Annotated in this window: 28 protein-coding genes and 1 pseudogene; 13 read left to right on the forward strand and 16 right to left on the reverse strand. The window is 65.6% G+C overall.

All coding sequences use genetic code 11. The features are described 5' to 3' along the window. Window positions 1-160 precede the first annotated feature (160 nt). Window positions 161-1,009: an HAD-IIB family hydrolase gene (locus CXQ91_RS13770; RefSeq protein ID WP_104174473.1), complete on the reverse strand. Its 849-nt coding sequence runs from the start codon at window positions 1,007-1,009 to the stop codon at window positions 161-163. 236 nt (window positions 1,010-1,245) lie between these two features. Between CXQ91_RS13770 and CXQ91_RS13775 the strand changes: the two genes are divergently transcribed. The 3 genes from CXQ91_RS13775 (at window position 1,246) to CXQ91_RS13785 (ending at window position 4,572) form a co-directional block, all read left to right on the forward strand. Further along, window positions 1,246-2,121, forward strand: a complete 876-nt coding sequence (locus CXQ91_RS13775) for an aminoglycoside phosphotransferase family protein (RefSeq protein ID WP_258073976.1) — start codon at window positions 1,246-1,248, stop codon at window positions 2,119-2,121. 93 nt (window positions 2,122-2,214) lie between these two features. Then, complete coding sequence (locus tag CXQ91_RS13780; RefSeq protein WP_104174542.1) at window positions 2,215-3,672, forward strand: HNH endonuclease signature motif containing protein; 1,458 nt, start codon at window positions 2,215-2,217, stop codon at window positions 3,670-3,672. A 105-nt stretch (window positions 3,673-3,777) separates the two neighbouring features. Further along, window positions 3,778-4,572 carry a hypothetical protein gene (locus CXQ91_RS13785; protein ID WP_146072339.1) on the forward strand — a complete coding sequence of 265 codons (795 nt, stop codon included), beginning with the start codon at window positions 3,778-3,780 and terminating at the stop codon, window positions 4,570-4,572. A gap of 98 nt (window positions 4,573-4,670) precedes the next feature. Here CXQ91_RS13785 and CXQ91_RS13790 read toward each other — a convergent pair whose 3' ends face one another. The 3 genes from CXQ91_RS13790 to CXQ91_RS13800 all read right to left on the reverse strand — a co-directional run bounded on the left by CXQ91_RS13790 (window position 4,671) and on the right by CXQ91_RS13800 (window position 6,870). Beyond that, on the reverse strand, window positions 4,671-5,195 hold the full coding sequence (locus tag CXQ91_RS13790) for a flavodoxin domain-containing protein (RefSeq protein WP_104174476.1): 525 nt from the start codon (window positions 5,193-5,195) through the stop codon (window positions 4,671-4,673). Between the two features lie 217 nt (window positions 5,196-5,412). Continuing rightward, entirely contained in the window at window positions 5,413-5,724 is a 312-nt protein-coding gene (locus CXQ91_RS13795; RefSeq protein ID WP_104174477.1) for a putative quinol monooxygenase, read from the reverse strand. Between the two features lie 81 nt (window positions 5,725-5,805). Next, entirely contained in the window at window positions 5,806-6,870 is a 1,065-nt protein-coding gene (locus CXQ91_RS13800; protein WP_104174478.1) for an ABC transporter ATP-binding protein, read from the reverse strand. A 6-nt stretch (window positions 6,871-6,876) separates the two neighbouring features. On the opposite strand from CXQ91_RS13800, the gene CXQ91_RS13805 reads away from it, so the two are divergent. From CXQ91_RS13805 to CXQ91_RS13815, 3 genes are all read left to right on the forward strand, one after another. After that, window positions 6,877-7,515, forward strand: a complete 639-nt coding sequence (locus tag CXQ91_RS13805) for a GPP34 family phosphoprotein (RefSeq protein ID WP_104174479.1) — start codon at window positions 6,877-6,879, stop codon at window positions 7,513-7,515. A gap of 42 nt (window positions 7,516-7,557) precedes the next feature. Then, window positions 7,558-8,304, forward strand: coding sequence for a GPP34 family phosphoprotein (locus CXQ91_RS13810; RefSeq protein WP_104174480.1), 747 nt, complete (start codon window positions 7,558-7,560; stop codon window positions 8,302-8,304). A 61-nt stretch (window positions 8,305-8,365) separates the two neighbouring features. Further along, complete coding sequence (locus tag CXQ91_RS13815; RefSeq protein ID WP_258073977.1) at window positions 8,366-9,151, forward strand: alpha/beta fold hydrolase; 786 nt, start codon at window positions 8,366-8,368, stop codon at window positions 9,149-9,151. 94 nt (window positions 9,152-9,245) lie between these two features. Here CXQ91_RS13815 and CXQ91_RS13820 read toward each other — a convergent pair whose 3' ends face one another. Next, a complete protein-coding gene (locus CXQ91_RS13820; protein WP_104174481.1) occupies window positions 9,246-9,638 on the reverse strand; it encodes a VOC family protein in 393 nt (130 codons plus the stop codon). A gap of 29 nt (window positions 9,639-9,667) precedes the next feature. Then, entirely contained in the window at window positions 9,668-10,102 is a 435-nt protein-coding gene (locus CXQ91_RS13825) for a hypothetical protein (RefSeq protein ID WP_146072340.1), read from the reverse strand. Between the two features lie 363 nt (window positions 10,103-10,465). On the opposite strand from CXQ91_RS13825, the gene CXQ91_RS13830 reads away from it, so the two are divergent. Beyond that, window positions 10,466-10,765 carry a DUF6221 family protein gene (locus CXQ91_RS13830; RefSeq protein WP_104174483.1) on the forward strand — a complete coding sequence of 100 codons (300 nt, stop codon included), beginning with the start codon at window positions 10,466-10,468 and terminating at the stop codon, window positions 10,763-10,765. 29 nt (window positions 10,766-10,794) lie between these two features. Here the strand turns inward: CXQ91_RS13830 and CXQ91_RS13835 are convergent, their stop codons facing one another. The 4 genes from CXQ91_RS13835 to CXQ91_RS13850 all read right to left on the reverse strand — a co-directional run bounded on the left by CXQ91_RS13835 (window position 10,795) and on the right by CXQ91_RS13850 (window position 13,068). Next, window positions 10,795-11,055: a hypothetical protein gene (locus CXQ91_RS13835; RefSeq protein ID WP_104174484.1), complete on the reverse strand. Its 261-nt coding sequence runs from the start codon at window positions 11,053-11,055 to the stop codon at window positions 10,795-10,797. 198 nt (window positions 11,056-11,253) lie between these two features. Continuing rightward, window positions 11,254-11,427 carry a CsbD family protein gene (locus CXQ91_RS13840; protein WP_104174485.1) on the reverse strand — a complete coding sequence of 58 codons (174 nt, stop codon included), beginning with the start codon at window positions 11,425-11,427 and terminating at the stop codon, window positions 11,254-11,256. 149 nt (window positions 11,428-11,576) lie between these two features. Further along, entirely contained in the window at window positions 11,577-11,987 is a 411-nt protein-coding gene (locus CXQ91_RS13845) for a GNAT family N-acetyltransferase (protein WP_258073978.1), read from the reverse strand. 151 nt (window positions 11,988-12,138) lie between these two features. Continuing rightward, window positions 12,139-13,068, reverse strand: coding sequence for a DMT family transporter (locus CXQ91_RS13850; protein WP_104174486.1), 930 nt, complete (start codon window positions 13,066-13,068; stop codon window positions 12,139-12,141). 70 nt (window positions 13,069-13,138) lie between these two features. Between CXQ91_RS13850 and CXQ91_RS13855 the strand changes: the two genes are divergently transcribed. From CXQ91_RS13855 to CXQ91_RS13875, 5 genes are all read left to right on the forward strand, one after another. Continuing rightward, window positions 13,139-14,008, forward strand: a complete 870-nt coding sequence (locus CXQ91_RS13855; RefSeq protein WP_104174487.1) for a LysR family transcriptional regulator — start codon at window positions 13,139-13,141, stop codon at window positions 14,006-14,008. Between the two features lie 115 nt (window positions 14,009-14,123). Then, on the forward strand, window positions 14,124-14,876 hold the full coding sequence (locus CXQ91_RS13860) for a GntR family transcriptional regulator (protein WP_104174488.1): 753 nt from the start codon (window positions 14,124-14,126) through the stop codon (window positions 14,874-14,876). A 271-nt stretch (window positions 14,877-15,147) separates the two neighbouring features. Continuing rightward, window positions 15,148-16,521: an MFS transporter gene (locus CXQ91_RS13865; protein ID WP_104174489.1), complete on the forward strand. Its 1,374-nt coding sequence runs from the start codon at window positions 15,148-15,150 to the stop codon at window positions 16,519-16,521. After that, entirely contained in the window at window positions 16,518-17,321 is an 804-nt protein-coding gene (locus tag CXQ91_RS13870) for a putative hydro-lyase (protein ID WP_104174490.1), read from the forward strand. The genes CXQ91_RS13865 and CXQ91_RS13870 overlap by 4 nt, the downstream gene beginning before the upstream one ends. Then, window positions 17,318-17,581 (forward strand): hypothetical protein, encoded by a 264-nt coding sequence (locus tag CXQ91_RS13875; RefSeq protein ID WP_104174491.1) that lies wholly within the window; start codon window positions 17,318-17,320, stop codon window positions 17,579-17,581. The genes CXQ91_RS13870 and CXQ91_RS13875 overlap by 4 nt, the downstream gene beginning before the upstream one ends. A 74-nt stretch (window positions 17,582-17,655) precedes the next feature. Here CXQ91_RS13875 and CXQ91_RS13880 read toward each other — a convergent pair whose 3' ends face one another. Continuing rightward, complete coding sequence (locus CXQ91_RS13880) at window positions 17,656-18,228, reverse strand: MOSC domain-containing protein (protein WP_104174492.1); 573 nt, start codon at window positions 18,226-18,228, stop codon at window positions 17,656-17,658. Window positions 18,229-18,331: 103 nt separating this feature from the next. Here CXQ91_RS13880 and CXQ91_RS13885 point away from each other — a divergent pair, with 103 nt between their 5' ends. Then, window positions 18,332-18,709, forward strand: a complete 378-nt coding sequence (locus CXQ91_RS13885) for a nuclear transport factor 2 family protein (protein WP_104174493.1) — start codon at window positions 18,332-18,334, stop codon at window positions 18,707-18,709. An 84-nt stretch (window positions 18,710-18,793) separates the two neighbouring features. On the opposite strand, the pseudogene CXQ91_RS25750 reads toward CXQ91_RS13885, so the two are convergent. From CXQ91_RS25750 to CXQ91_RS13910, 5 genes and pseudogenes are all read right to left on the reverse strand, one after another. Then, a pseudogene (locus CXQ91_RS25750) lies at window positions 18,794-20,131 on the reverse strand (MFS transporter); the annotation flags it as partial. 78 nt (window positions 20,132-20,209) lie between these two features. Further along, window positions 20,210-21,130, reverse strand: a complete 921-nt coding sequence (locus CXQ91_RS13895; protein WP_104174494.1) for an amidohydrolase family protein — start codon at window positions 21,128-21,130, stop codon at window positions 20,210-20,212. Window positions 21,131-21,156: 26 nt separating this feature from the next. Continuing rightward, the gene (ligK, locus tag CXQ91_RS13900) at window positions 21,157-21,840 is read right to left on the reverse strand and encodes a 4-carboxy-4-hydroxy-2-oxoadipate aldolase/oxaloacetate decarboxylase (protein WP_104174495.1); all 684 of its coding nucleotides are present in this window, start codon (window positions 21,838-21,840) and stop codon (window positions 21,157-21,159) included. Between the two features lie 20 nt (window positions 21,841-21,860). Then, window positions 21,861-22,886 (reverse strand): amidohydrolase family protein, encoded by a 1,026-nt coding sequence (locus CXQ91_RS13905; RefSeq protein ID WP_104174496.1) that lies wholly within the window; start codon window positions 22,884-22,886, stop codon window positions 21,861-21,863. After that, window positions 22,883-24,088 carry a 4-oxalomesaconate tautomerase gene (locus tag CXQ91_RS13910; RefSeq protein ID WP_258073980.1) on the reverse strand — a complete coding sequence of 402 codons (1,206 nt, stop codon included), beginning with the start codon at window positions 24,086-24,088 and terminating at the stop codon, window positions 22,883-22,885. The genes CXQ91_RS13905 and CXQ91_RS13910 overlap by 4 nt, the downstream gene beginning before the upstream one ends. Window positions 24,089-24,243: the final 155 nt, after the last annotated feature.

Raw genomic sequence — 24,243 nt, forward strand, 5'->3', positions numbered from 1 at the left:
GACGACGGCGGGACGTCCCGCCGTCGACCACTTACGCCGCTGTTTCGCGCGGCCCCCCATCACCTTGCGTGGGCCATTGAGCCAGATACGCGCCGCATTCACTGATCAGGCCGGGAGTCACCCTCATGACCGGGGAACGAATGGCTCTAATCGGGCCGGATCAGATGAGGCCAAGCTCGGCGAAGGCGGCAACGAGGCCTTCCTGCCGGGGAGGAGCGGCCGTGCGGTCGGCAAGCGCCACCAGCTCCGGGAGCGATCCTTCGATGGCGATGCCGACGCCTGCGTAGGCGATCATCTCCAGGTCGTTGGCACCGTCGCCCACCGCAATCGTGTCCGCCTGGGCGATGCCCAGATGGGCGGCGACGGCCGCGACGCCGTCGGCCTTGCTGATTCCGCGTTGGTACAGTTCCCCCGAATGCCGGCCCTCGTCTGCCACCGAATTGGCCACCACTGCAATGGCCCCGCCGATTTCCCTGACCAGGCTCTCCATTGCGACGGGGGAGTCAAACACGGAGACCTTGGCGAACGGCACGGCGGCACGGTTGGCGGTGGTGCGCACCGCCCTGAGGATGTCGGACGAACCCACCGGGCCTGCGGGTGCCTGCTCGAAGTGGGCGTCAAGGATGGCCCGCAAGCGTTCCAGCGCCGCGGGTGGCACGTGCAGCGCCTCCTGCGCTTCCAGGACATATACGGCGTCGTGCGCGTCCAGCGCCCGGACCGTCCTGGCCGCAAGGTCCGCCGGAAAGCGCCGGTCCACGAGGACCGTCCCGGCCACCTCGGCGTAGGCGCCGGCACTGGCCACGAGGCCGTCGAAACCCGCGGCGAGGATGCTCGGGGGCAACATTGACACCGGGCGTCCCGTGCACAGGAAGACCCGGTGTCCGGCCTTCCGCGCCGCCTGTACAGCGTGCACATGGCCTTCAGGTACGACGCCGTAGTCCGCGTAGGTGCCGTCCACGTCAAGGAAGACAGCCCGGACAGTTCCAGTGGTGCTCGGCGTTGCGCTCATGCTCCCGGATCATACCCACCCGCAACATCCCGACCTAACGGGTACCTGATCACGACGCGCCTGCGCCCAGGGCGACCGAGGGCTGGTGAGACTGACGACGGCGGGACGTCCCGCCGTCGTCCGCTTCCTGTCTGTGGTGGGTCAAGGCGCCCCATCTGGTCCCGGGGATCTGAACTATATTCGGACAAGGGAAGGACGGATTGCATCGCAGGAAGGCGGACCTCTGAATGGCGGGAATGCCACCAGCCACGGTGGAAGTCAGTGACGCCGTGGTCCAGTGCCTCGTACGGGACCAGCGGCCCGACCTCGGCGACCGTCCTCTAGCGCGGGTTGCGAATGGCTGGGACAACGCCACCTTCCGGCTCGGCGACGACCTCGCCGTCCGGCTGCCGCGCAGGGCGGAGGCTGTTTCGCTGATACTGCATGAGCGGCGCTACCTTCCCGACATAGCCCGCCGCTCCCCGGTCGCGGTGCCCGTCCCCGTCCATGCCGGCCAGCCGACGTCGGACTTTCCATGGCCGTGGAGCATCGTGCGGTGGGTCCCCGGAGCCGCCGCGGCCGACGTTGGCCCGGCAGACCGCGGGCCGGCCGCTGAAGGCCTATCCGATTTCCTCCTGTCCCTCCACGTGCCCGCCGAAGCCGGCGTCCCGGTGAATCCTTTCCGCGGCGTGCCGCTGGCGGACCGTGACTCTGCGGTGGTGGAACGGCTCGGGGACCGCGAACGCTACCCGCAGGCAGCAGCACTGAGAGAGGTGTGGGCGCAGGCCGGTGCCGCTAAAGCCTGGGGTGGTCCGGCGATGATGCTCCACGGGGACCTTCACCCGGGCAACATCCTGCTGGCCGACGACGGCTCGCTGGCCGGCGTCATCGATTTCGGCGACGTCGGGGCAGGGGACCCGGCAGTCGATCTTGCGGTGGGGTGGCTGATGTTCGACGCCGGCGCCCGCCACCGCTTCATGGAGGCCTTTGGCCCCGCAGTGGAAGGGGACACCTGGATGAGGGCCCGGGGCTGGGCTCTCATCCTGTCCACCGCCATGCTGAGCAACTCCGACGACAATCCGCGGATGTTCGCCGTTGGAGAGTTCGGGATCAGGCAGATCCTGGAAGGCTGACTCTGCTGCAACTCTGATGCCGGCGTTTTTGTCAGACCCTGCTGGCATGCTGTGGGTATGGAAGGCGAAGCAGTTGCGGAGACGTTGGGGGCCATGGCGGCCTCCCTTGTTGCGCTGGCTGCATGTGCAGGTCGCGGGGCCGGGAATCTGGCCTCGAGTGCCAACCCTCTTCAGGACGAAGCGGACGCATGCTTGGACGGTATGACTGAGGCGGGCAGCATGGAAGCCATGATGGCGGCGCTGAAAGTGCACTTCGCCGACGGATACGCTCACGCTGCCGCGGCCCTGGCGGCCCCGGCCGCTTCCCCGCAGGAGCGCACCGCCCAGGAAATGGCAGTGACAGCAGAGGTGGCCTGTGCCCTGACTGTCAGCGAAAGATCGGCAGCGGCGTTACTGGCTGAGTCAGCCACCCTGACCACCCGGTTGCCCCTGACGCTGTCTGCGCTGCGGTCAGGGAGCATTTCCTGGCAGCACGCGCGAGTGATGTGTGATGAAACATCGGGTCTGGACCCCGCCGCCGCGGCTGCCCTGGAGGCTCATTTCCTCGACCCCGAAGCTCGCTTTGCTGCGCGTGGCTGCCCGGCGGGGGAACTGGTGCCGGGCAGGTTCCGGGCCAAGGCGCGCAGCTGGCGTGAGCGGCACCATCCCGTAAGCATCGAAGCGCGCCACGGCAAGGGCGTGCAGGACCGTCGGCTGGAACTTGTCCCGGACCGGGACGGCATGGCCTGGCTCTCGGCCTACGTGACTGCGGATGTGGCAGCGGCTGTTTGGTCCCGTGCCACGGAAGCGGCGCGTGCCCTGCAGGGGCCGGCCGAAGCCCGGACTCTGACCCAGCTCCGCGCGGACGTCGCCGCTGACTGGCTGCTGGTGGGGGTGGCGGCAGGAACCCCGTCTCCCAAAGCACAGGTCCTGGTGACCGTTCCGGTGTTATCGCTCCTGGGCGACGTGACGGAACCGGCCACGCTGGATGGGTATGGTCCCATTCCGCCGAGCATGGCCCGCCGGCTTGTCGCGGATGGTGCCGGATCATTCCTGCGCGTGCTCACAGATCCGCGCAGCGGAGCGCCGCTGGAGATCGGACGCACCAGCTACCGGGTTTCAAAGGCGATGCGCCAATGGTTGCGGCTTCGGGACGGCCGGTGCCCTTTTCCCGGCTGCAACAACCACTCCTTGGATAATGAAGCCGACCATCTGCTGGCTTGGTCCGAGGGAGGCGGCACTGGCATCTCCAACCTGGGCCAGCCATGTCGGAGGCACCACAGACTCAAACACACCACAGCGTGGAGGCCGGTTGACGCCACCCGGGACCAGCCACCCGGCTGGATCTCACCCGCGGGACGCTCCTATCCCAGCGAACAACAGGACTGGGAACCTCCACACTGGCCGGACCACCCCGGGCGCGCGGGCGAAGACCCGGAGTGGGAACCGCCCGACTGGCCGGACTTACTTGCATGGCCGGACGTACTTGCCGGTGCCACCGGTCTCGGACAGACCGGGCCGCCATTGCCGGTGGATCCCTTGCCTGACTGGGCACTATCCATCGCGGCGTAGGACCGACGGCGTAGGACCGACGGCGTGGGATCGACACTGCACCGTCCTGCCCGTTGCGGGCCCTATACTCAAGAGTCCAATCCGGACGGCCTTATCGGGGGAGACATGGACGACGGGACTAATGTGCCTGCACACGAAACGCAGGGACTACCGCCGGTGTACCTGGAAGTGCCGCACCAATCCGGTTTGTCGGGTGCTCCGATATCCAAACTCCTGAACACCGGGCTCACTGCGGCTGAAGCCCACATCGTCTCCGAACCAGCCCCCGTCCAGTACGCCTCCGCATCACAGAAACGCACCCGGGACATCTTGGGTGTCACGTGGATCCTGGCGTGCATTACCGCAGGCGTGATGCTCGGCGTCTACGCAGACGCGGCAGAAGGACCCTACCAGGGGGAAGCGGACTGGGCGCTTGTGGTGCTGGGAATCATCGCCCCGTTCGCCGTCGTCTTCAGCTTCTACCCGCATTGGCAGGGATGGCGGCACAAAAAACGGCACAAGGCGTGGGTTGCCCGGTTCATCGCATCGTGGCCGCTGCGCGAAAAGCTGGCGAGCGTGGAGGGCATCCCCGACGTGTGGCAGCGCATCACCGTGGGCGCCATGGCTGACACGCTGGCGGCTGATCGCGAGGCCATACTGCTGCAGGGCGGCGGCACTGCCGGCGAAGTTCCCGCGCGGCTGCTAACAGACACCCTTACCGCAGTAGGCACTTATGCCCGGGCAGCAACCCTGGATCCGGAGTTGCAGGCGGCGGCCCAGCAGGCTGTTGACCGGTTTAGCGAGCTGGCCGGACGACGGCGGGAACACACCCCGCTGTCAGACCCACCGTCAGTGCCCGGTCAACAGCTGCGGCGGCGCCGTAACGGACCCTTCAACGACGTCGGCCGCCTGCCGGAATAGCTGCCGACCTCCGGATTCATGGACATTCCCCTGGTCAAACTCAAGCGGACGACGGCGGGAAGTCCCGCCGTCGTCCGTCGTTTCCCTCGGGCTTCAACTCACAACCTGTTCAAAAAGTCCTCCGCGAACCGCCTGACACCGTCCCACTCCGTGTACACGTAATCGTGCGAGGTGTCCGTGTCCAGAGTGCCCTTGTCACTGGCGATCTTCTTCATCACGTGGCGTTTGAGGAACCCGTACTGCGTGTAGAGAAGTGCCCCTCCGAAGAGTCCCACTTGGGCCGGCCGCCAGCCCGTTTCGGCCTCGAACTTTTCGACGTAGCTCTCCGCGTTTTCGGCGTCCCCGTGCGCGGCCAGGCTGACGGAGAAGAGCGCGGACGGGAGGCGTCCCAAGGCGGCGCTGTTCTTCCGCACGAAGTCCCGGACGTAGTCTTCGTGTTTGCCCATGTGGACCGACGCGCCGACGATAACGGCGTCGTACCCGTTTGGGATAGAGTCCCCGGCCTGCTTGATGTCCGCCGCGTCCGCGCTGTGACCGTGTGCTCGCACCACGTCCGAGATGTACTCGGCGATCTTGGCTGTCTGACCCTCGGTGGTCCCGTAGGGAAGGTAGATATTGGCCATTGTTGGCCTCCTTGTGCTGCCGGCCCGCGCGCGAAGAGGGCATCGCCTGAATGATCCACGGACTTCCTCACACCAGTCTGTCAACGCGCGGGGAGGCTGCCGTAGGGTCGAACGTCCCGGAACAGGAGCCGGCTCCTGCCCCTTCCACGGGCACACGGACCAACGCCAGCGGACGACGGCGGGAAGTCCCGCCGTCGTCCGCTATTGCTTGGACTGCTTAGAGCGCGCCTTGGTGCGCTGTACCGGCGGCGATCGGAACCAGGCGGGTGACCTCCACGGGTTCTGCCAGGAGTCCCTCGAGCGAGGCGTTGAGCCGTTTGACGGCGTCGCCGGCGCCGTGGGCGTCGAGCAGCTCGGCGCTCTCCCACTTTTCTATCATCATGATCTGCCCGTTGGGTGATTCATGGATGGCGTACAGCTGGCAGCCGGGTTCCTCGTGCACCTCCGCAATGGCGGGGGAGAGTGCGGCGACCACCTGGTCGTAGGTGCCGTCCTTGGGGGTGAATGCTGCGGTGACAATGATGGTCATCGGTGACTTTTCCTTGTGTGTGGATGAGATCAGGCTTGGTTTGAACTGCCAGCGTATGGCTGGCTTGCGAAGCGCCGCCGCTTAGCCGCGCATGGGCAGCATTCCGGCGTCTGAGATCTGGTCGGATGATGCCAGGTTCGCGCCGGTCTCGCTGTCGAAGTAGCTGGCCATGCGGGCCTCGAGGCTTACCGTGCAGGGATCTCCCGCCATCAGGCGGGTTTGTCCCGTCTGACGGATCCAGATCAGATCGTCCTGGTTGAGCTCCCACAGTTTCAGGCCCAGCGCCGGGTCAGGCTGGACGCCGATCAGCGTGTCCGCGCCGAGGTCCTCGATTCTCCGGACCGTTCCGGCCAGGCCGGGGCCGTCGACGTCGGCGGAGACCGCGAGGTGTTCCGGGCGCAGGCCCAGGGTTACAGTACCGGCCGCGAGCCGGAGCCCTTCAGGCTCCGGGAGCCGGACCCCTCCGAGCACGGGCTGCCCGTCGGTCACTGTCGTGGCCATGAGGTTCATGGGCGGGCTGCCGATGAACCGGGCCACGTACGTGTTGGCGGGGCGGGTGTAGATCTCCTGCGGTGTGGCGTGCTGCTGCACGATGCCGTTGTGGAGAATGACAATCTGCGTGGCCATGGTCATGGCCTCGACCTGGTCGTGGGTGACGTAGACGAAGGTCTTCCCGGTCAGCCTGTGCAGCCGGACGATTTCGCCCCGGAGTTCCGCGCGGAGCTTGGCGTCGAGGTTGGACAGCGGCTCGTCGAGCAGGAACATTGACGGGTTGCGGATCAGCGCGCGTGCCAGGGCCACACGCTGGCGCTGGCCGCCGGACAGCCCTCCGGGCTTGCGGTTCGCGTAGTCGTCCAGTTCCAGCATTGAGGAGACGTCGGCGACCTGCTTGACGATGTCCTTGGACGAACCGAAGATGCGGCGCGCGAAGGTGCTGATGCCGGGGATGTGGTGCCAGACCTTGAACTTGTCCAATGCCAGCGGGAAGGCAATGTTTTCGCGGACTGTCAGGTGCGGATAGAGCGCGTAGGACTGGAACACGAAGGCGATGTCTCGTTCGCGCGGGCACGGCTGGGCGGCGGGACGTCCCGCCGTCGTCCGATCCTGAGAATCGCCGTTGTGGTGGCTGCCCAACTGGGCCACCATGATCGTATGAACGCTGAAACACCGAAGGCCGAGGAGCTGAGCCTTCCCCAGGCTCTCCTCCTCCTGGCGACGAACGACAAGAACGGCGAAGCTGAACTGCCGGTAGTCGTGCTCAAGGCCGCCCTGGCAGGGGCAATACTGGCTGAGCTGCACCTCCGCGGTGCAGTCGGACTGCAGGGAAAGCACCTCAGGGCTACCGGCAACGCCCCGCAACCGGATTTCCAACACCAGCTGGACCTCATCCGGGACAAGTCGCGGCCCCACACTCCCAAGCGGTGGGTCTCGATGCTCGAGAGCCGCGCCGAACTGCACCGTGTTTACGAGGGGATGGTGTCGCTGGGCATCTTGGAGCACGTCGGCGAAAAACACCTCGGTTTGTTCGGGGCCACGCGGTATCCGGAGAAGGACCACGCCCCGGAAGCGGCCATCCTGCAGAAGATCCAAGCCGCCCTCGGCGGTTCGCTGTCCGATTCCAGGACCACGGCACTGATCGCCCTGCTTCAGGCCGCAGGCCTGCTCGACAGGCTTTTCCCGGCAGCAGATCAGAACCGGGTCAGGCAACTGGTGAAGGACCACTGGCCGTCCCGTGCGGTGACGGACGAACTGCGCATGATCAGGCTGGCGGAGGCTGAAGCCGCCACCTAAGCGCCCGTTGTGGCCGCTGCCCAACGGGTCCACCATGAAGGTATGAACGCTGCGATACCGAAGGCCGAGGACCTAAGCCTTCCCCAGGCTTTCCTCCTGCTGGCAACAAATGACAAGGACGGCGAACCCGAACTGCCGGCGTACGTCCTGAGGACCACGGTGGCAGGGGCAATCCTGGCTGAGCTGGACCTGCTCGGCGCCATCGCGGCGCGGGGTAAGCATGTCCGGGCCATCGGAGCCGCCCCGGAATCGGACTTCCAGCACGAGCTGGAACTCATCCGTGAAAAATCACGGCCACACACTCCCAAGCGGTGGGTCTCCATGCTGGAGGGCCGTGGCGAAGTGCACCGTGTGTACGAAGGGATGGCGGCGCTGGGCATTGTGGAGCATGTCGGCGAAAAACACCTTGGTCTGTTCAAGTCCACGCGCTACCCGGAGAAGGACCACGCTCCGGAAGCGGCGCTACTGCAAACGATCCAAACCGCACTCGGCCTTAGGCCGTCAGGTGCCACGCAGGAAGGTACCCAACCGTCAGATGCCGCGCCGGAAGGTGCCCAACCGTCAGATGCCATGCCTTCAGACGCCGCACCGGCAGCAGCCACGCAGCCCGATGCCAGGACCACAGCACTGATCGCGCTGCTCCAGGCGGCCGGGCTGCTCGGCAGGCTTTTCCCGGAAGCAGACCAGAACCGGGCACGCGAGCTAGTGAAGAACCACTGGCCCTCCCGTGCCGTGGGGGACGAACTGCGCCTGATCAGACTGGGACTGGCAGACGCCGCAACCACCTGACGGGCGAGGGAACAGGGCTGAGTCCCTTTTCGTCGGAAAGCGCCCGGGGTTAGGATGCCGTGTGACTTTCACCCACGGCTTCGCGGACAACAACGGCCTTCGCATGTACTACGAGGTCCACGGCCGGGAGGTGCCCGGCCAGCCGCCGCTGCTCCTCATCCCCGGGGGCGGCTCCACCATCGGCACCAACTTCGCCGAACTCATCCCGCGGCTGGCCGAACAGCGCCAGGTGATTGCCGTTGAAGAGGAGGGGCACGGCCGCACCCAGCCGACCAGCCGCCCCCTCACCGCCGAGAACTCCGCCGGCGACATCCTCGCTGTTCTGGACCAGCTCAACGTGGAAGCCGTGGATGTGCTGGGCTTCAGCGCCGGCGGCCATACCGCCGTCGCGCTGGCACTCGGGCGCCCCTCCATTGTCCGGCGCCTCATTGTGGCCTCCACCTTTGTGAGCCGCGATGCCGTGACGGACGAGTTCTGGGACGGCATGGCGAAGGCCACCCTGGCTGACATGCCGGACACCTACAAGGACGCCGACCGCCTCCTCAACCCTGAACCCGGCCACCTGGAGCGGCTCTTCGAGCTGGACAGGCAGCGCATCCTGGACTTCCCCGGATGGTCCGCCGAAGAGTTAGGCAGCATCACGGCATCCACGCTGGTGGTGAGCGCCGACCGGGACGTTGTCACCGCCGGGTATGCCGAGCGGATGGCAAGCCTCATCCCCGGCGCCCGGCTGCTGATCGTTCCCGGCGGCCACGGTGACTACCTCGGCGAGGAGGCCGCCAGCGGCGGGGATCTCCGGACGATGCACGCCACGGTCCCGTTCCTCCTGCGGTTCCTCGACGAGTAGGTCGGCTGGGGGAGCGGAATCAAACGCAAGCGGACGACGGCGGGACGTCCCGCCGTCGTCCGATCGGTGGTTGCTCGCTATCCGCCTGGCTTCGTTAAGAAGGAGCGGGCTGGAACAGCTCGACCACGTTGCCGGCCGGATCTTCCAGCAGGATCTGCTGACCGCCCGGACCAGTGACAATGTTGTTCCGGAACGTGACGCCGGCGGCACGCAGCCGGTCCACCTCGGCCGCGATGTCGCCCACGATGAGGTGGATGCGGTTCCATCCTCCCGGTGACGGCACCGTGCCGTCCGGCATTGGCCGGCCCGCCGAACTGGTTGGCCCGCTCAGCAGAAGCCGCAACTGGCCGCGGGCGACGTCGGCGAACGCCGGTGCAGCGCTCATCCTGAGGGTGAACCCGAGGTGCTTTGTGTAGAAGTCGATGGCCGCCTCGACGTCGTCCACCATGTACCGGACGCTGACCATGTCCGTAGGGTCGCTGGGCATTTCCAGATCCTCTTTCCGAGTTCGATTGGTCACCCGACGCCGGCTGGTTTGGCGAGTGTTATTTCCGTGTTGTTGATGACCGTGGTGCACTGGAATTGCGCGCTGCAGGTTTGCAGGTAGACCGAAGCCGCGGCGGCGCCTTCGTTGAACGCCATCATGTTTGGAACCACTCGTATGGTGACTGTTTGGGCCTGCTTGGTGCAGCTGAGCTGATCGTTTCCGCCGCCGCCGGCGATCCGTCCGTCGCTGACCCTTTGGGTGACTTGGACGACGGGAATTGCGATGATCAAGGCGGGGTCGGTGTCGCACACGAAGGTGACGGGAACATCCACCGCGGCGCCGTCGGCGACGAGGATTCCCGGCCCGGCGCTCACGAGCGTGGCGGGGGCTGCTTGCGCGGGGCTGGCTGTGGTCACGAGCATGGCGGCAAGAGCGGCGGCGAGGCAGCTTCTGGTGCCTAACATCAGGTTCTCCCTTGAATGGAAGCGTGGCGTCCTGTGTTCCGCATTGTCGGCCAGTGCGGTGACTGGGCGTCTTATATGTACGGGGCGTAGCCCCTGACGGCAGCGCCGTTCCGGGCGCCGCCTGATGCGGCCGAAAGTCCGGTTGGCCGAAGACTAATCCACTTCCTGCCAGTGTGACAATAGCCCTTTCCAAAGCGTGCCGGATGGCGAACGGATAGCGATTATCCGGACCGCAAGTGCAGTGAAAGCAAGCAGACAGCTACGCAAGCGGACGACGTCGGGAGGTCCCGCCGTCGTCCGCGGGACCGTATCGGCAGACGGACCGGTTTCCCGGAAATTGTGCGCGCATTGAAGAATGGGGGCATGGCCGACATCATCGCATTCCTGGAAGCTCGGATAGCCGAGGACGAGGCAGCCGCGGAGGAACTGGTGGAGGTCGGGCCGGGCCACCAGGCGATCGGGACCCGCCTCGAGGTTTTGCCGTTCACGGCGGCCCGGGTGCTGGCCGAGTGCGCCGCCAAGCGGAAGATTCTGGAGAACGTGCCGCTGGTTACCGACATACCGTCGCAGATGGGCGGGACCAGTGATTACGTGCTGATGTGCCTGGCCTCGGTGTACAGCTGGCATCCGGAGTATCAGGAAGGCTGGTCGGTCGCCGGCTAGGCCTCACCGTCTCCATGACCAGCTGCCAGTCAATGCGGCACCAGCCCGCCATGGTGGCTCCCGGGGCTGCGCGGGCCGCCCGGATTTCTGAAGAGCCCGACGATGCCCCGGATCAAGGCGACCGTCGTGACTTTCACGAGGAAAATCACAATCTGAATTGCCCCGGCCACAAGCAGGAGCAAAAGGAATGTGATCAGGATCGGCAGCAACAGAAGGACGATGACGGCAATTGCCGCCATGTACATGAGGGCATACCCGGCAGCGGTCGTCGGATCCAATGGGCTTCCCATGTCGTCCTCTTTGTCGTCCTTTTAACGTCGGCCTTGTCAATGTGCTGAACGGGATAACGCATTTTTAGCACCGCGCTGTCCGTCGAAGTAGGGCCAATCGACCTGTGCAGTGCTGAGGCCCGCCGCGGCCGGCAGGGAGCCGGACAGCAAGGAAGGGTGCAACCCGCGTAGGGTGGCACCCTTCCTTTTGCTGCCGGCTTATTCCTTGAAGGCGTCCTTGACCTTTTCGCCCGCCTGCTTCAGGTCCGCTTTGGTTTGGTCGGCCTGACCTTCGGCTTTCAGGCCCGGATCATTCTTGGCTTCTCCGACAGCTTCCTTGCCCTTACCGCCAAGCTTTTCGGCAGCATTTTGAATCTTGTCATCCAGACCCACGGTGATACTCCCTCCGGTTGGTGCCGCCGGCGATCCGCCCGCGGCTCACTAGTTCATCGTAAACCCGATTCAGGCCAAATGCTAAGCATGCTGATGGTATGAGTTTCAGAAGCCAGAGTGCCCTTCTGGCGGAGCCTCGTCCGGCGTTGCTAGCGCAGCTGGATCAGACCAGCACTGGTGGGTCGGAAACCGCACGCGTCGAAATAGAAACTCTTCAGGTGATCGTCGAAGTCGACATGGATCCATTCCCAGCCCGCCTCCCGGGCTTGTTCCGTGGCAACGGCGAGGAGTCTTTTGCCGACGCCCTGACGGCGCGCCCTGTGTGCCACCAAAGTGTCTTCGATGAAGGCGTGCGCGTCGCCGTCCCAGATCACGTTGACGAAGCCGACCAGCCCCTGATCGTCGCGGGCTGTGACCCACCCCAGGCTGAGGCGGGAGAGCCGGTCAACCCAGTCGTCTTCAACGTATGCGTGACCGAAGCCCTCAGCGTGCAGCTGATTGATTTCTTTGTTCGTCAACGCTCCGCGCCATTCCCAAGCAATCGTCATGCTGAACAGCATTGCATGACCCTAGTCGGCCGGGTTGGCGGTCCAGCCGGTGAGCGGCAGGAGGTCAGCAGCAATGGCCTGGACGGTGCGGTTGTCCGTCGGGCATCGATGGACCCACCGTGGTGTTCGGAGCTCCAGTTCCCTGGCGACGGCAATACTGCGGTCAACGTTTAGGCACGGCGGCGCGGCCCGCCAGCCAGATGGCGACGGTATTGGTGGCAACGATCAGGGCCATGCCCAGCCATTCGTGGAGCACCAGGATCTGTCCCAGCACCACGGTGCCGGAGAGCGCGGCGAGGATGGGGTTGACGCTCATGAACACACTGAAGAATCCCGCTGGCAGGTGCCGGAGCGCGATGAGGTCGGCGGCGTACGGGATCACCGAGCACAGCAGACCGGCAACAATGGCGTAGAGCAGTGCCGGACCGGTGAACAGCCCTTGAGCGGCGAGGTAGGCGGCCACTGGCAGGTAGAACACCAGCGATATCAGCGTCGCGGCGGCGGGGGCTTGCAAGCCGGGCAGCCTCTGGCCCGCGACCCGGTTGAGGAGGATGTACGCCGCCCAGCCCGCGGCACCTGCCATGCCGATGGCAATTCCGACGAAGTCGCTGCTAGGTCCCGGCAACACAAGGATGAAGACTCCCAAACCTGCGGCCAGCCCGCACAGAACATCCCGACGCGCCCTTGACCCCAGCAGGGCCACCGCCAACGGCCCGAGGAATTCCAAGGTGACGGCAAGACCCAGACCGATCCGTTCGATAGCCACATAGAGGCTGATGTTCATCAAAGCTGTAGCCGCGCCCAGCAGCAGGACCGGCCACCACTGGCGCCAGGTGAACCGGTGGAAGGGAGGCCGGGCAACCGGCAGCAGCACCGCGGCGGCCACAAGCTGCCTTACGGCCACAACACCCGCGGGTCCGATCACCGGAAACGCGTGGGCGCCGATCCCCGCACCGATCTGGTTGCTGACGCCGCTTCCGGTCATGGTCAGCACGCCGCGAACAACGGCCGACCCGCCCCGGCCTGACCCCGCCCGGCCGACGCCGGACCCGCCGCGGGCCTGACCCGCAGTCTGCACTGAATAAGCTTCCATATGTCCAAAGTCTCCGGGCAAAACCGTGCGCCGAAAAATGTGCTCAACGATCGTTCTATACGATGACCGTATGAATGTAGAGCTGCGGTACCTGCGGGCACTGGTGGCTGTGGTGGACTCCCAGACTTTTACCGACGCCGCCATTGCGCTCGGCACCTCCCAGGCTGCGGTGTCACGGTCCGTCGCTGCCCTGGAGCGGGCCCTTGGATTGCGCATTCTGCAAAGAACTACCCGGCAGGTCACCCCGACGGCCGCCGGGGAGCGGATCATCGAGCATGCACGGAGCGTCCTTGACCAGGTCGCGCTACTTGAACGCGCAGCCCAGGACCAGGGCGGCGAGCTCAGGGTGAGCTATGCATGGTCGGCGCTGGGCCGCCGCACCGTTGCCCTGCAGCGGAAATGGGAGGAGATACACCCGGGCGTGCGCCTGATCTGGGTGCAGTCCAACGCCCCAACCGGCGGCCTTGCGAACGGGTCCGTCGACGTCGCCATTGTCAGGCGCCACCTCAATGACCACCGCTTCGCGTCCACGCACATCGGAACTGAAGCCCGGTACGGCGCCCTCGCCAAGGCTGATCCGCTCGCCCGGCGGCGCTTCCTCCGCCTGGCGGACTTCGCTGGACGAACGATTGCCGTCGACCACCGCACGGGAACCACGACGGAAGACCTCTGGTCCGACGCCGCCCGGCCGGCCTCGGTCCGGCTGGTGCAGGGTGTCGACGAATGGCTGACACTCATCTCCACGGGACAGGCCATCGGCATGTCCTCCGAGGCGACGGCTGCGCAGAATCCACGACCGGGGATCGCATACCGGCCGGTCCGCGACGCCCCGCCGATTTCCGTCTTCCTTGCGTCCTGGAAGGACGACCCTTCGGTGCTCGTCGCCGATTTCACCCGGCTGGCGCAGGAGGCATTCATCCCTGGCCACCCGGCTCTGTAGGGGAGCGGCACCAAACGCAAGACGGACGACGGCCGGAGGTCCCGCCGTCGTCGTTCATGCCGCAGCTCAACAATTCAACAAAGGGATTGTTGATTGCCCGGGGTAGATTCAGGGTATGGCCACCCTGAACCCGAACGCCGAAACTCCCTCCTTCCGCGAACTCCCGGGTGGCGCGCAGAACGGGCCTGGGAAGCCGGGCGGAGCGTCCAGGCTGCGGGTCGCAGTGCCGTCGGTGGCGGCCAGGGTGGCTGCGGAACTGCGGCTTCAGATCGCAGAGGGCGCGCTGCCGCCGGGAACGAAACTCAAGGAAGAGGCCCTTTCCGACGAGCTCGGCGTCTCCCGCAACACTATCCGCGAGGCATTCGCCGAACTCGTGAGCGAGCGCCTGGTTGTCCGCGAGCCCAACCGCGGCGTCTTCGTTGCCAGCCTGGGCGAGAAGGACATCCATGACGTCTACACCGTCAGGCGCGCCATCGAGGTGAGCGCTGTCCGCGGCGGGGGCAGTCCCGAGAGCATCGCCCTGGTGAGGGCCGCCGTCGAGGAAGGCAAGAGTGCAGCCGCCGCGGGGGACAGCGAACGCCTCGGCAGCGCCAACCAGCACTTCCACGGCGCCCTGGTGGCCATGGCGGACAGCGAACGGCTGAACACCATCATGTCGCAGGTGCTTGCCGAAATGCGGCTCTTCTTCCACAAGGCCGCTGTTGACGGCGGGTTCTATCGGGACTGGCTGGCGGACAACGAACAGATCTGCAAAGCCCTCGAGGCCGGGGACACGGAGCTCGCGGCCGATCGCCTGACCGACTACCTCGCCCGCTCCGAAGAGCACCAGACGGCGGTCCACGCGTCCGGGCCCGGGGCCTCGAAGTAGCGCTTCCCGCCCCAAATCCGGCAACTGCCGCGACGGCTGAATCACCCTTGACCCCTTGACGGTGTGATCTGCGTCGCGTAAATTGTTCAACAAGTTCGGATTGTTCAACAATCCAACAATTGCTCGCAGTCCCGACTTCCGCAGCCCATCACGGTAGCCGCACAAGCGTCCGAATGTCCCGACCTGCAACGCCGCAGGCCCGGACAGAAAAGGCGCACAAACACCATCCGCCCCCACCCGGATGACATCCACACTCTTCATGGAGGTACAAATGGCCACTCCATCAGTAATGGCCCCCGCTGACCCGAAACCCTTTGTAGGGCGCAAGGGCATGTACAAGGCATTCGCGGCCAGCCTGACCGGAACCGCGCTGGAGTTCTACGACTTCGCCGTCTACTCCGCCGCGGCTGCGATCGTTTTCCCGCTCATCTTCTTCCCGGCCTCGGACCCTGTCACGGGCACCCTGCTGGCCTTCTCCACCTACGCCGTGGGCTACATTTCCCGGCCCGTCGGCGGCATCATCTTCGGTCGGCTCGGGGACGAGATCGGCCGCAAGAAGATCCTGGTCATCACGCTCATGCTGATCGGCGTCGCCACGTTCCTGATCGGCCTGCTGCCCACGTACGACAACATCGGCGTCATCGCCCCCGCCATCCTCGTTTTCCTCCGCTTCGCCCAGGGTGTTGGCGTCGGCGGCGAATGGGGCGGCGCGGTCCTGCTCTCCAGCGAATTCGGCGACCCGCGACGCCGCGGCTTCTGGGCATCAGCCGCGCAGATCGGCCCGCCCGCCGGCAACCTGATGGCCAACGGTGCACTCGCCGTTCTCACCCTGACCCTGTCCGAAGAAGACTTCCTGAGCTTCGGCTGGCGCATCGCCTTCCTGATCTCCGCGCTGCTGGTGGCCTTCGGCCTCTGGATCCGGCTCAAGCTCGAAGACACCCCCATCTTCAAGGCCATGGAGGCCCGGGGCGACAAGCCCAAGGCCCCCATCCGCGAAGTGCTGGCCACCCAGCGCCGGCCCCTCATCGCCGCCATGCTCAGCCGCATTGGCCCGGACGTTCTCTACGCCATGTGCACAGTCTTTACGCTCACCTACGGCATCCAGGAGCTCGGCTTCGACCGCGGCCAGGTTCTCGTCGCCGTCCTGATCGGGTCAGCCCTCCAGCTCTTCACCATGCCGCTCGCCGGCGCCATCTCCGACCGCATCAACCGCCGCCTGGTCTACGCAATCGCCGCAGTTGGCGCCGCCGTCTGGGCCTACCTGTTCTTCATCATCCTCGAAGGACGGTCCCCGGTCATGCTGATCGTGGGCATCGTGCTTGGCCTGCTCTGCCACTCGTTTATGTACGGACCTCAGGCAGCGTTCGTCGTCGAGCAGTTCTCGCCGCGGCTCCGCTCCACCGGCAGCTCACTGGCCTACACCTTCGCCGGAATCATTGGCGGCGCCATCGCTCCGTTCATGTTCACCCTCCTGCTGAGCACCTATGACAGCTGGGTCCCGGTGGCCATCTACCTCAGCGTCGCCTGCCTCCTGACCCTCGTGGGCCTGGCCCTGGGCCGCGACTCCAACGTTGCCGAGGACGAGGAGTACCTGCAGTCTTCAACCGAGCCGGCCACCGAAGTTGTTGAGAGCGGGACCCGATGAGCCAGGCCAACGCACTCCTGGCTCCCTCCGATGCGCGCCTGAAGTTCCGCAACGGCCTGGTCACTCCCACCTCCGGATGGAGCGACGGCTACACCCAGGCGAACCTGATAGCGGTGACGGCCGACTACGCCGACGAATTCATCGAATTCTGCCGGCTCAATCCCAAGGCATGCCCCGTCATCGACATCATCCCGGCGGGAAAGTACGGGAGCGTCCTCGCCGCAGGGTCCGACATCCGCAGTGACATCCCCGCCTACCGCGTGTGGGTGGACGGCCAACTTGCCGACGAAGTCACGGACGTCTCATCGGTCTGGCGTGACGACATGGTGGGAGTCCTCATCGGCTGCAGCTTCACCTTCGAGGCCGCGCTTGCCAGTGCGGGCGTGCCGCTCCGGCATACCGAAACCGGCCGGAACGTCCCGATGTACCGCACGAACGTCGAGTGCACCCCTGCCGGGCGGATCCACGGCCCGATGGTGGTTTCCATGCGGCCGATGCCGCCCGAACTGGTCGAAACGGCCATCAGGGTGACATCGGAAGTACCGAAGGTCCACGGCAGCCCGGTCCACGTCGGATCGCCCGAGGACCTCGGCATCGCCGACATCAACCGCCCTGATTTCGGCGATGCGGTGGAGATCCTTCCGGGGGAAGTGCCGGTTTTCTGGGCCTGCGGGGTGACACCGCAGAGCGCAGTGATGGCATCCAGGCCATCCTTTGCCATCAGCCACGCCCCCGGCTACATGTTCATCACTGATGTTCCCGAAAGCACGTACCGGGAACCGGCAGGAGCGTCATCGTGAAGAAGAGACTTCCCGTTGCCGAGAAACGGGCACGCAGGATGATCAACCTCTCGGCGCCGCGGCGGGAGGCCACCGGCACCCACTGCGAACTGACCGGGGTCTGGCAGAGCTCTGCGGGAACGAGCATCTCGCTGTACGAGGGCCAGCTCTTCCCGAGCGATGCCGGCCGGCCATGCATCTGGACGTACGCAGGCCAACCGGCAGGCAAGGCCGGTTCCGGAGACGCCCGGTGGGCAACTCCGGAGCGTCACAGGCTGTAAGGGCAACAAACGGCGAGCGGACGACGGCGGGACTTCCCGCCGTCGCCCGCTTCCGTTAATGCGCTTGGGAACTGTCAGGGCAGCCGCGACGGGCGCAGCAGGCTGGGTGTGCCCGCACTTTCGGGGTCGAGGGGCACCGGGCTGATCAGCACGGCGGGCCCGCGGTGCAGGATGCCGTCCGAGAGCGGCTGGCAGCGCATACCGCCGCGCCCGCGCATCGCTTTGTGGGCCCCCGGGGCGAGCATCTGGTCCATCCAGGCGCAGGGGTGGGCAGGCCTGCCGGCCCGGAGCCGCACGAGGTTCCCGCGCGATTCCAGTGCGAACTCCTCACCAAGCAGCGGGGCGAGGTGGGCGCCCCGGAGGACGACGTTGCGCCGCGTCAGCAGCGGGTCAAACGGCGCGGTCCCGAGCTCTGCGGCCATGGCTTCGAGGGCCTCCACCGCAATCAGCGTGACGGCTGCATCCATGTGCGCGGCCTTGCCGAAGAACCGGTCGCCCACAATGCCCTTGTCGGCCACCAATTCGACGTGGTCGGTGTCTGTCCTGGGGACGTCGGCCGCGCCCTCGCGGGCGCGGCCAAAGTAAGCGTGCGCCGGAGACACGAGCAGATGAAGGACCTCAACGTCGTACCGGTAGCTTGCCGTCATGCCTTAAAACTATCCTTCTTGGCTGGGGCGGCCCACCGTTCACCTGCTGGCACGCACTGGCAGGGCCTCCCACGATGCGATCCGGGCCAATAGCGTCGATGGCATGAATGCAGACGAACAGAACCGGGCGGAAATCCTTGAGAACTACCGAGCCCACTTGAGCGCCATGGTGGGCGGCAACACGGAGATCCTGGCCGAGCTGCTGACCGAGGACTTCTCGCTGACGCACATGACGGGCTATTTCCAGCCCAAGCAGGAATGGCTGGCCCAGATGCGGGGCGGGCAGTTCGTCTACCACGACGTCCAGGAGCGGACCGTGTCACTCGACGTCAACGGCGGCACTGCCAGGCTGGTGGGCAGGTTCATGACTGATGCCACCGTCTATGGCTCACGGGCCACGTGGCCTTTGCAGCTCACCATGGACTACGTCCTAACGGACGGCCGGTGGCTCGCCTCGCGCTCGATAGCGACCACCTGGTAGCACCGGGTGGCCCCGGAACAGCAAGCGGACGATGGCGGGAACTTCCCGCCATCGTCCGCTTGCTTCTGAACTTCGCCTGTTGAATTAGGCCTGATTCGTTGGCGCTGAAGGCGTCAGATCCTGCGACTTCGCGGGAGGAGCGAGCCGTGCCGGCCGTGTCTTGGGGCCGAAAAGCGCGAGGACGACGGCGCCGAAAAGCCAGGTGCCGGCGATGAAGAAGAACACGCTCTGGTATCCGCTGCCGGTGTACAGGCCCGCAATGATCAACGGCCCGGCGGCGTTGGAGAGCCGGCCCAGCCCATAAGAGATGCCCGTGCCCAGGGATCGTCCGGCGGTGTCGAACACTTCAGGGGAGTAGGCGTAGGCGAGGGCTGTGTAGCCTCGCTCGAAGAGGTTCACGAGGAACCCGAAGACGACGATCAAGATGGGGTTGAACGTGAGCCCGTAGAAAAGCCCGCAGATAGCGATGGTGGTGCCGAAAACGACCAGGCACCACTTGCGTTCGAATCGGTCTGTCACCAGGGAGGCCAGGTAGGATCCCAACGGTGCTCCCACGGTGGTGAGCGCCACAAAGAAGATCGAATCTTTCACGCTGAAGCCTTCTTGTGCCAGCAGCGTCGGTGCCCAGCTGGAGTACCCAAAGAAGCCGATGGTCTGGGTGACCCACAGGACCGTGAGGAGTAGCGTGGGTCCGAGGTATTTCTTCTGGAGCAGAAGCCTGAACGGGGTCTTGGTCTTGACCGTCTGTACGGCGGCGATCGGTGCTGCGGGCAGCGGCAGCGGTCCCTTCTCCGCAGCGACCCGTGCCTCGATCTCGGTAAGGGCGGCGTCGGCTTTGTCGTACTGGCCCTTGCTCTCGTACCAGCGGGGGATTCTTTCAGGTGCCTGCTGAAGAGGATGAAGAGAATGCCGAGCGCTCCCCACAGGTAAACGAGCCGCCACGACCAGTCGCTGAGTGGGACCACCACACTGGCGATGAGGTTGGTGGCAGGGGTTCCGCAGATGCCGATGACGATGGCGTACGCCTGGTACTTGCCGCGGACGGCGGCCGGAAAGACCTCGTTGACGTAAATGACCGCCACGACGGTCATAGCCGCGAGTCCGGCCGAGGTCAGGACGCGGAAGGCGCCGAGGGAAACGATGTCCCAGGAGAACACGGCGGCGAACGAAAAGACCGAGTACCACACGGTGGTGATGGTCAGTGCATTCTTGCGTCCCCACCGGTCTGCCAGCCAGCTGGCGATCAGTGAGCCGAAGAACATGCCGACGAACGACAGGGATGTGACGTACGCGATCTGGTTGATCGTCACGCCCCACAGCGTCACGAGCTTGGGGACGGTGGTGGCGAAGCTGTTGATGTCCGCGAATTCGAAGAAATAGGCGAATGAGACAGCGACCAGGGTGATCTTGTGGAACTTGGATATGGGAAGCCGGTCGAGCCGGTTTGCCGCATTGGAGTGCATCATTGGAGTCCTCTGGGGAAAGATGGGGTGGATGGGGCTAGGCGTCTTCGCCTGGCCAGTAGAGCCGCATCGGGTTGGCGACGAGGAGCTTGTGCTGCTGTTGGGTGGTGACGGCCACCTGCGGTATGTAGTCGACAAGGAGCCCGTCATCGGGCATGTGGTCCGTGAGATTGGGGTGCGGCCAGTCGGTGCCCCAGAGCACCCTGTCCGGGAACTCCTCGATGACGCGGCGTCCGAAGGGCACTGCGTCGGTGTAGGCCTTTTGCTCGCCGTCGAGCGCGGAGGGACCGGTGATGCTGAGTCGCTCCGGGCAGCTGACCTTGACCCACACGTCGTTGTTTCCGACGAACCGCAGGAAGCGGCTGAAGTCCGGGCCGGCGGCGGGTTTGCTGACGTCCGGCCGTCCCATATGGTCAATCACCAGGGGCGTGGGAAGGGAACCGAAGAACCCTTCAAGGTCCTCCAGGTCGTCGCCTTCGAAATAGATGACGACGTGCCAGCCCAGGGGAGCGATCCTCTTCGCAATGGCAGCCAGGTCGTCCTGCGGGGCGGCACTGACCAGGCGCTTGAGGAAGTTGAACCGCACTCCCCGCACACCGGCCGCATCCAGCCGGCGAAGCTCGGCGTCTGTCACGTCGGGACGGACCGTGGCGACGCCTCGGGCACGGCCGCCGGAAGCCTGGACCGCGTCGACCATCGCGCTGTTGTCGGCGCCGTGGCATGTCGCCTGCACAATGACGTTGCGGCTGACCCCAAGGTGGTCCCGGAGCGCGAAGAGCTCTTCCTTGCCTGCGTCCCCGGGGGTGTACCTGCGTTCCGGGGCGAAGGGGAACTCGGCGCCGGGGCCAAAGACGTGGCAGTGTGCGTCCACTGTCCCGGCCGGCAGGGCGAAGCGGGGTGTGGAGGGACTGCGGTACCAGTCCAACCAGCCCGGTGATTTAGTAAACAGGGCGCTCATGGGATCTCCTTTGACCAGACTATTCATCAGTCGACGTACCGCAAGCCTGCGGCCTCGAGCGGCTGCCGCATGGAGTAGACGTCGAGGCCGAGCTCGCCGGCGGCGAACCGCTGACGCTTGCCTTCCTCGTTGGCTTCGCGCTGCCGGGCAGCCTCCGCCACGTCCCCGGCGCGGCTGGCGGGAACCACAACGACGCCGTCGATATCAGCTATCACGACGTCGCCGGGGTTGACCAGGGCGTTGGCGCAGACCACCGGGACGTTGACCGAGCCAAGCGTCGCCTTGATGGTGCCCTTGGAGTTGATGGCCCTGCTGAAGACGGGAAAGTCCATCTCCTGCAAGGCGTCAACATCGCGGCAGCCGCCGTCGATGACCAGTCCCACTCCGCCCTGGGCGCGGACGGACGTTGCGAGCAGGTCGCCGAAGAACCCGTCCTCGCACTCCGTGGTGCAGGCAGCGACGAGGACGTCGCCGGGCTGCACCTGTTCGGCCGCCACGTGCAGCATCCAGTTGTCGCCGGGCTGAAGCAGCACGGTGACTGCGGTGCCGCAGAGTTTGGCGGTGGGGTAGGCCGGGCGGATATAGGGCCGCATGAGGCCAAGGCGGCCCATGGCCTCATGGATGGTGCTGACGGCGAATGTGGACAACGCTTCGACGTCCGCGCGGGCGGCACGGCTGATGGTGCGGTGTACGACTCCGAGTTCATGCATGGATCTGTGCTCCTAGTGGGTTAGCGGCCCTGCTGCTTGAGCAGGGCATTGAGCCGGGGGTAGACGGAGCGCGCGTTGTGCTCCTGGACGGCGGCCAGGTCAGCCTCAGAGAGCCCGGACTGCTCGATGTAGCGGACGGTGTCGTCGAAGTGGTGGCCGCTGCAGGGGTCAATGTCGCGGACGGCGCCGATCATCTCGGAGGCGAAGAGGATGTTGCGGGTTGGAACGACGTCCAGCAGCAGGTCAATGCCGGGCTGGTGGTAGACGCAGGTGTCGAAGAAGACATTCCGCATCACGTGCTCTTCCAGCGGGGGCTTCTTCAGTGCCATGGCCAGGCCCCGGAAACGTCCCCAGTGGTACGGCACGGCGCCTCCCCCGTGGGGAATGACCAGCTTGAGCGTCGGGAAGTCGGCGAACAGGTCACCTTGGACCAGCTGCATGAAGGCGGTGGTGTCGGCGTTCAGGTAGTGCGCGCCGGTGGTGTGGAAGGCCGGGTTGATGCTGGTGCTGACGTGGACCATGGCCGGAATGTCGTATTCGACCATCTTCTCGTAGATGGGGTACCAGGACCGGTCGGTGAGCGGCGGGGCCGTCCAGTGGCCGCCGGACGGGTCGGGGTTCAGGTTCAGCGCCACGGCCCCGTATTCCTCCACGCACCGTGTGAGTTCGGGGATGCAGGTGGCCGGATCGACGCCGGGGGACTGGGGGAGCATTGCGGCCGGTACAAAGCGCTCGGGGTAGAGCTCGCTGACCCGGAAGCAGAGTTCGTTGCAGATAGCAGCCCACTCCGCGGAAGCCTCGAAGCCACCGACGTGGTGCGCCATGAAAGAGGCACGCGGGGAAAAGATCGTCAGGTCGATGCCGCGTTCGTCCATGAGGCGCAGCTGGTTACCCTCGATGCTTTCCCGCAGCTGGGTGTCGGTAATGCGAAGGTCCGCGGCGGCGGGGGCCGCGGCCGGTTTTTCGAGGCCGGCGATCTGTTGGTTCCGCCATCCCTCCAGTTCTGCGGGGGCCGTGGTGAAGTGGCCATGGCAGTCGATGATCATTGTTGCTTCTCCTCAGGTGAATCCGCGGCTGCTAATGCACTCGAGTGCAAAGTGCGGCGGGGGACAAAGACGTCGCCGGCCATGATGAGACGGGCAGTGCGCAGCAGGGCGGACTTGATGACGCGCTGGGCGTTGCCGGGGTCAAGGCCCAGCTCGACGCTGAATTCCCCGGCCGGATGCTCGACGGACACCCGGATTTCGGTTCCGGGGTCAACCTTCGCGATGTCGTGGGCGACAGATCCCTCCAGCACGCACGCAGTTGCCGCCGTGACCGCAGCCAGGACGCCGATGGACTCGTGGCAGGTGTGCGGAATAAAGCTGCGGGTGGTGATCGCACCCCCTTGGGCCGGCGGCGAAACGAGCGTCATTTTGGGATAGTTCCTGCCGGTCACATCCCCAAGGCCCATCAGTTCGCCGCAGGCCAGGCGCAGGACCTCCAGCCGGGACTTGAGCTCGTGGTCCTCGTTCAGTGCTTCCGTCGACTCGTATCCGGTACGGCCGAGGGCGGTGGCGGCGACGATGACCAGCGGCTGGCCGTTGTCGATGCACGTCACGTCGACACGTCCTACGCCGGCGATATCGACTTGGTCACGGACGTTGCCCGTGGGCAGGAGCGAAGAGCAGACGGATCCTGCGGTGTCGAGGAAGTTGATGGAGATGGGCGCCGCGGATCCGGGTACCCCGTCAATGCGGGCGTCCCCGGAGTACTCCACGTACCGGCCGGACCCGCCGTCGGGTGTGGGGACAGTGATCTCGGCAACCAGGCCCGTGTTGAGTGTGCGGACCCGGGCTGCTGTGCTGTCGCCCTGGTGGATGATCAGGCCTGATTCCAGCGCAAAGGGCACCACCGCCGCGAGCATGTTCCCGCAGTTGGCAGTCAGGTCAACGACGTCGCTGTCCGGCTGCAGCTGGGCAAACCGGAATTCAAGGTCGGCGTCGTCGCCGGCGCTCAGGCCGACGATGCCGACCTTGCTGGTCAGGGGATGAGCGCCTCCCAGACCGTCGATCTGACGGGGGTCCGGGGATCCCATCACTGCCAGCAGTATGGCGTCCCGGGAAGCCTGATCCGCCGGAAGGTCTTCGGCCCGGAAGAACGGTCCTCGCGACGTACCTCCACGCATGAACCAGCACGGAATAGCGGTCTGGCTGCCTTGGACATGCGGGCGGGCCTTTTCCGTTCCCTGGATGGTCGCTTGAACCACGGTGTTCGCTCCCTCGATAGTGATGCAATACACACCACGATAACCGTTGACGAAATTGTTAGCAATATCGTCAGCAAACTTTTTGAGGAACGTAGGTTGGCACCGCCCGGCCGGGCTCCGGGGACGCTCTGACAAAATTGTTTACAATACAAAGG

The organism is Arthrobacter sp. Y81 (genome assembly GCF_002929335.1).
In the GTDB taxonomy this organism is placed as follows: Bacteria; Actinomycetota; Actinomycetes; order Actinomycetales; family Micrococcaceae; genus Arthrobacter.

What these genes read in the sequence shown, in the direction of transcription:
- CXQ91_RS13770 (WP_104174473.1), bottom strand. Translation starts at nt 1,009, where the DNA reads ATGAGCGCAACGCCGAGCACCACTGGAACTGTCCGGGCTGTCTTCCTT.
- CXQ91_RS13775 (WP_258073976.1), top strand. Translation starts at nt 1,246, where the DNA reads ATGCCACCAGCCACGGTGGAAGTCAGTGACGCCGTGGTCCAGTGCCTC.
- CXQ91_RS13780 (WP_104174542.1), top strand. Translation starts at nt 2,215, where the DNA reads ATGGCGGCCTCCCTTGTTGCGCTGGCTGCATGTGCAGGTCGCGGGGCC.
- CXQ91_RS13785 (WP_146072339.1), top strand. Translation starts at nt 3,778, where the DNA reads ATGGACGACGGGACTAATGTGCCTGCACACGAAACGCAGGGACTACCG.
- CXQ91_RS13790 (WP_104174476.1), bottom strand. Translation starts at nt 5,195, where the DNA reads ATGGCCAATATCTACCTTCCCTACGGGACCACCGAGGGTCAGACAGCC.
- CXQ91_RS13795 (WP_104174477.1), bottom strand. Translation starts at nt 5,724, where the DNA reads ATGACCATCATTGTCACCGCAGCATTCACCCCCAAGGACGGCACCTAC.
- CXQ91_RS13800 (WP_104174478.1), bottom strand. Translation starts at nt 6,870, where the DNA reads ATGGTGGCCCAGTTGGGCAGCCACCACAACGGCGATTCTCAGGATCGG.
- CXQ91_RS13805 (WP_104174479.1), top strand. Translation starts at nt 6,877, where the DNA reads ATGAACGCTGAAACACCGAAGGCCGAGGAGCTGAGCCTTCCCCAGGCT.
- CXQ91_RS13810 (WP_104174480.1), top strand. Translation starts at nt 7,558, where the DNA reads ATGAACGCTGCGATACCGAAGGCCGAGGACCTAAGCCTTCCCCAGGCT.
- CXQ91_RS13820 (WP_104174481.1), bottom strand. Translation starts at nt 9,638, where the DNA reads ATGCCCAGCGACCCTACGGACATGGTCAGCGTCCGGTACATGGTGGAC.
- CXQ91_RS13825 (WP_146072340.1), bottom strand. Translation starts at nt 10,102, where the DNA reads ATGTTAGGCACCAGAAGCTGCCTCGCCGCCGCTCTTGCCGCCATGCTC.
- CXQ91_RS13830 (WP_104174483.1), top strand. Translation starts at nt 10,466, where the DNA reads ATGGCCGACATCATCGCATTCCTGGAAGCTCGGATAGCCGAGGACGAG.
- CXQ91_RS13835 (WP_104174484.1), bottom strand. Translation starts at nt 11,055, where the DNA reads ATGGGAAGCCCATTGGATCCGACGACCGCTGCCGGGTATGCCCTCATG.
- CXQ91_RS13845 (WP_258073978.1), bottom strand. Translation starts at nt 11,987, where the DNA reads ATGCTGTTCAGCATGACGATTGCTTGGGAATGGCGCGGAGCGTTGACG.
- CXQ91_RS13850 (WP_104174486.1), bottom strand. Translation starts at nt 13,068, where the DNA reads ATGGAAGCTTATTCAGTGCAGACTGCGGGTCAGGCCCGCGGCGGGTCC.
- CXQ91_RS13855 (WP_104174487.1), top strand. Translation starts at nt 13,139, where the DNA reads ATGAATGTAGAGCTGCGGTACCTGCGGGCACTGGTGGCTGTGGTGGAC.
- CXQ91_RS13860 (WP_104174488.1), top strand. Translation starts at nt 14,124, where the DNA reads ATGGCCACCCTGAACCCGAACGCCGAAACTCCCTCCTTCCGCGAACTC.
- CXQ91_RS13865 (WP_104174489.1), top strand. Translation starts at nt 15,148, where the DNA reads ATGGCCACTCCATCAGTAATGGCCCCCGCTGACCCGAAACCCTTTGTA.
- CXQ91_RS13870 (WP_104174490.1), top strand. Translation starts at nt 16,518, where the DNA reads ATGAGCCAGGCCAACGCACTCCTGGCTCCCTCCGATGCGCGCCTGAAG.
- CXQ91_RS13880 (WP_104174492.1), bottom strand. Translation starts at nt 18,228, where the DNA reads ATGACGGCAAGCTACCGGTACGACGTTGAGGTCCTTCATCTGCTCGTG.
- CXQ91_RS13885 (WP_104174493.1), top strand. Translation starts at nt 18,332, where the DNA reads ATGAATGCAGACGAACAGAACCGGGCGGAAATCCTTGAGAACTACCGA.
- CXQ91_RS13895 (WP_104174494.1), bottom strand. Translation starts at nt 21,130, where the DNA reads ATGAGCGCCCTGTTTACTAAATCACCGGGCTGGTTGGACTGGTACCGC.
- ligK (WP_104174495.1), bottom strand. Translation starts at nt 21,840, where the DNA reads ATGCATGAACTCGGAGTCGTACACCGCACCATCAGCCGTGCCGCCCGC.
- CXQ91_RS13905 (WP_104174496.1), bottom strand. Translation starts at nt 22,886, where the DNA reads ATGATCATCGACTGCCATGGCCACTTCACCACGGCCCCCGCAGAACTG.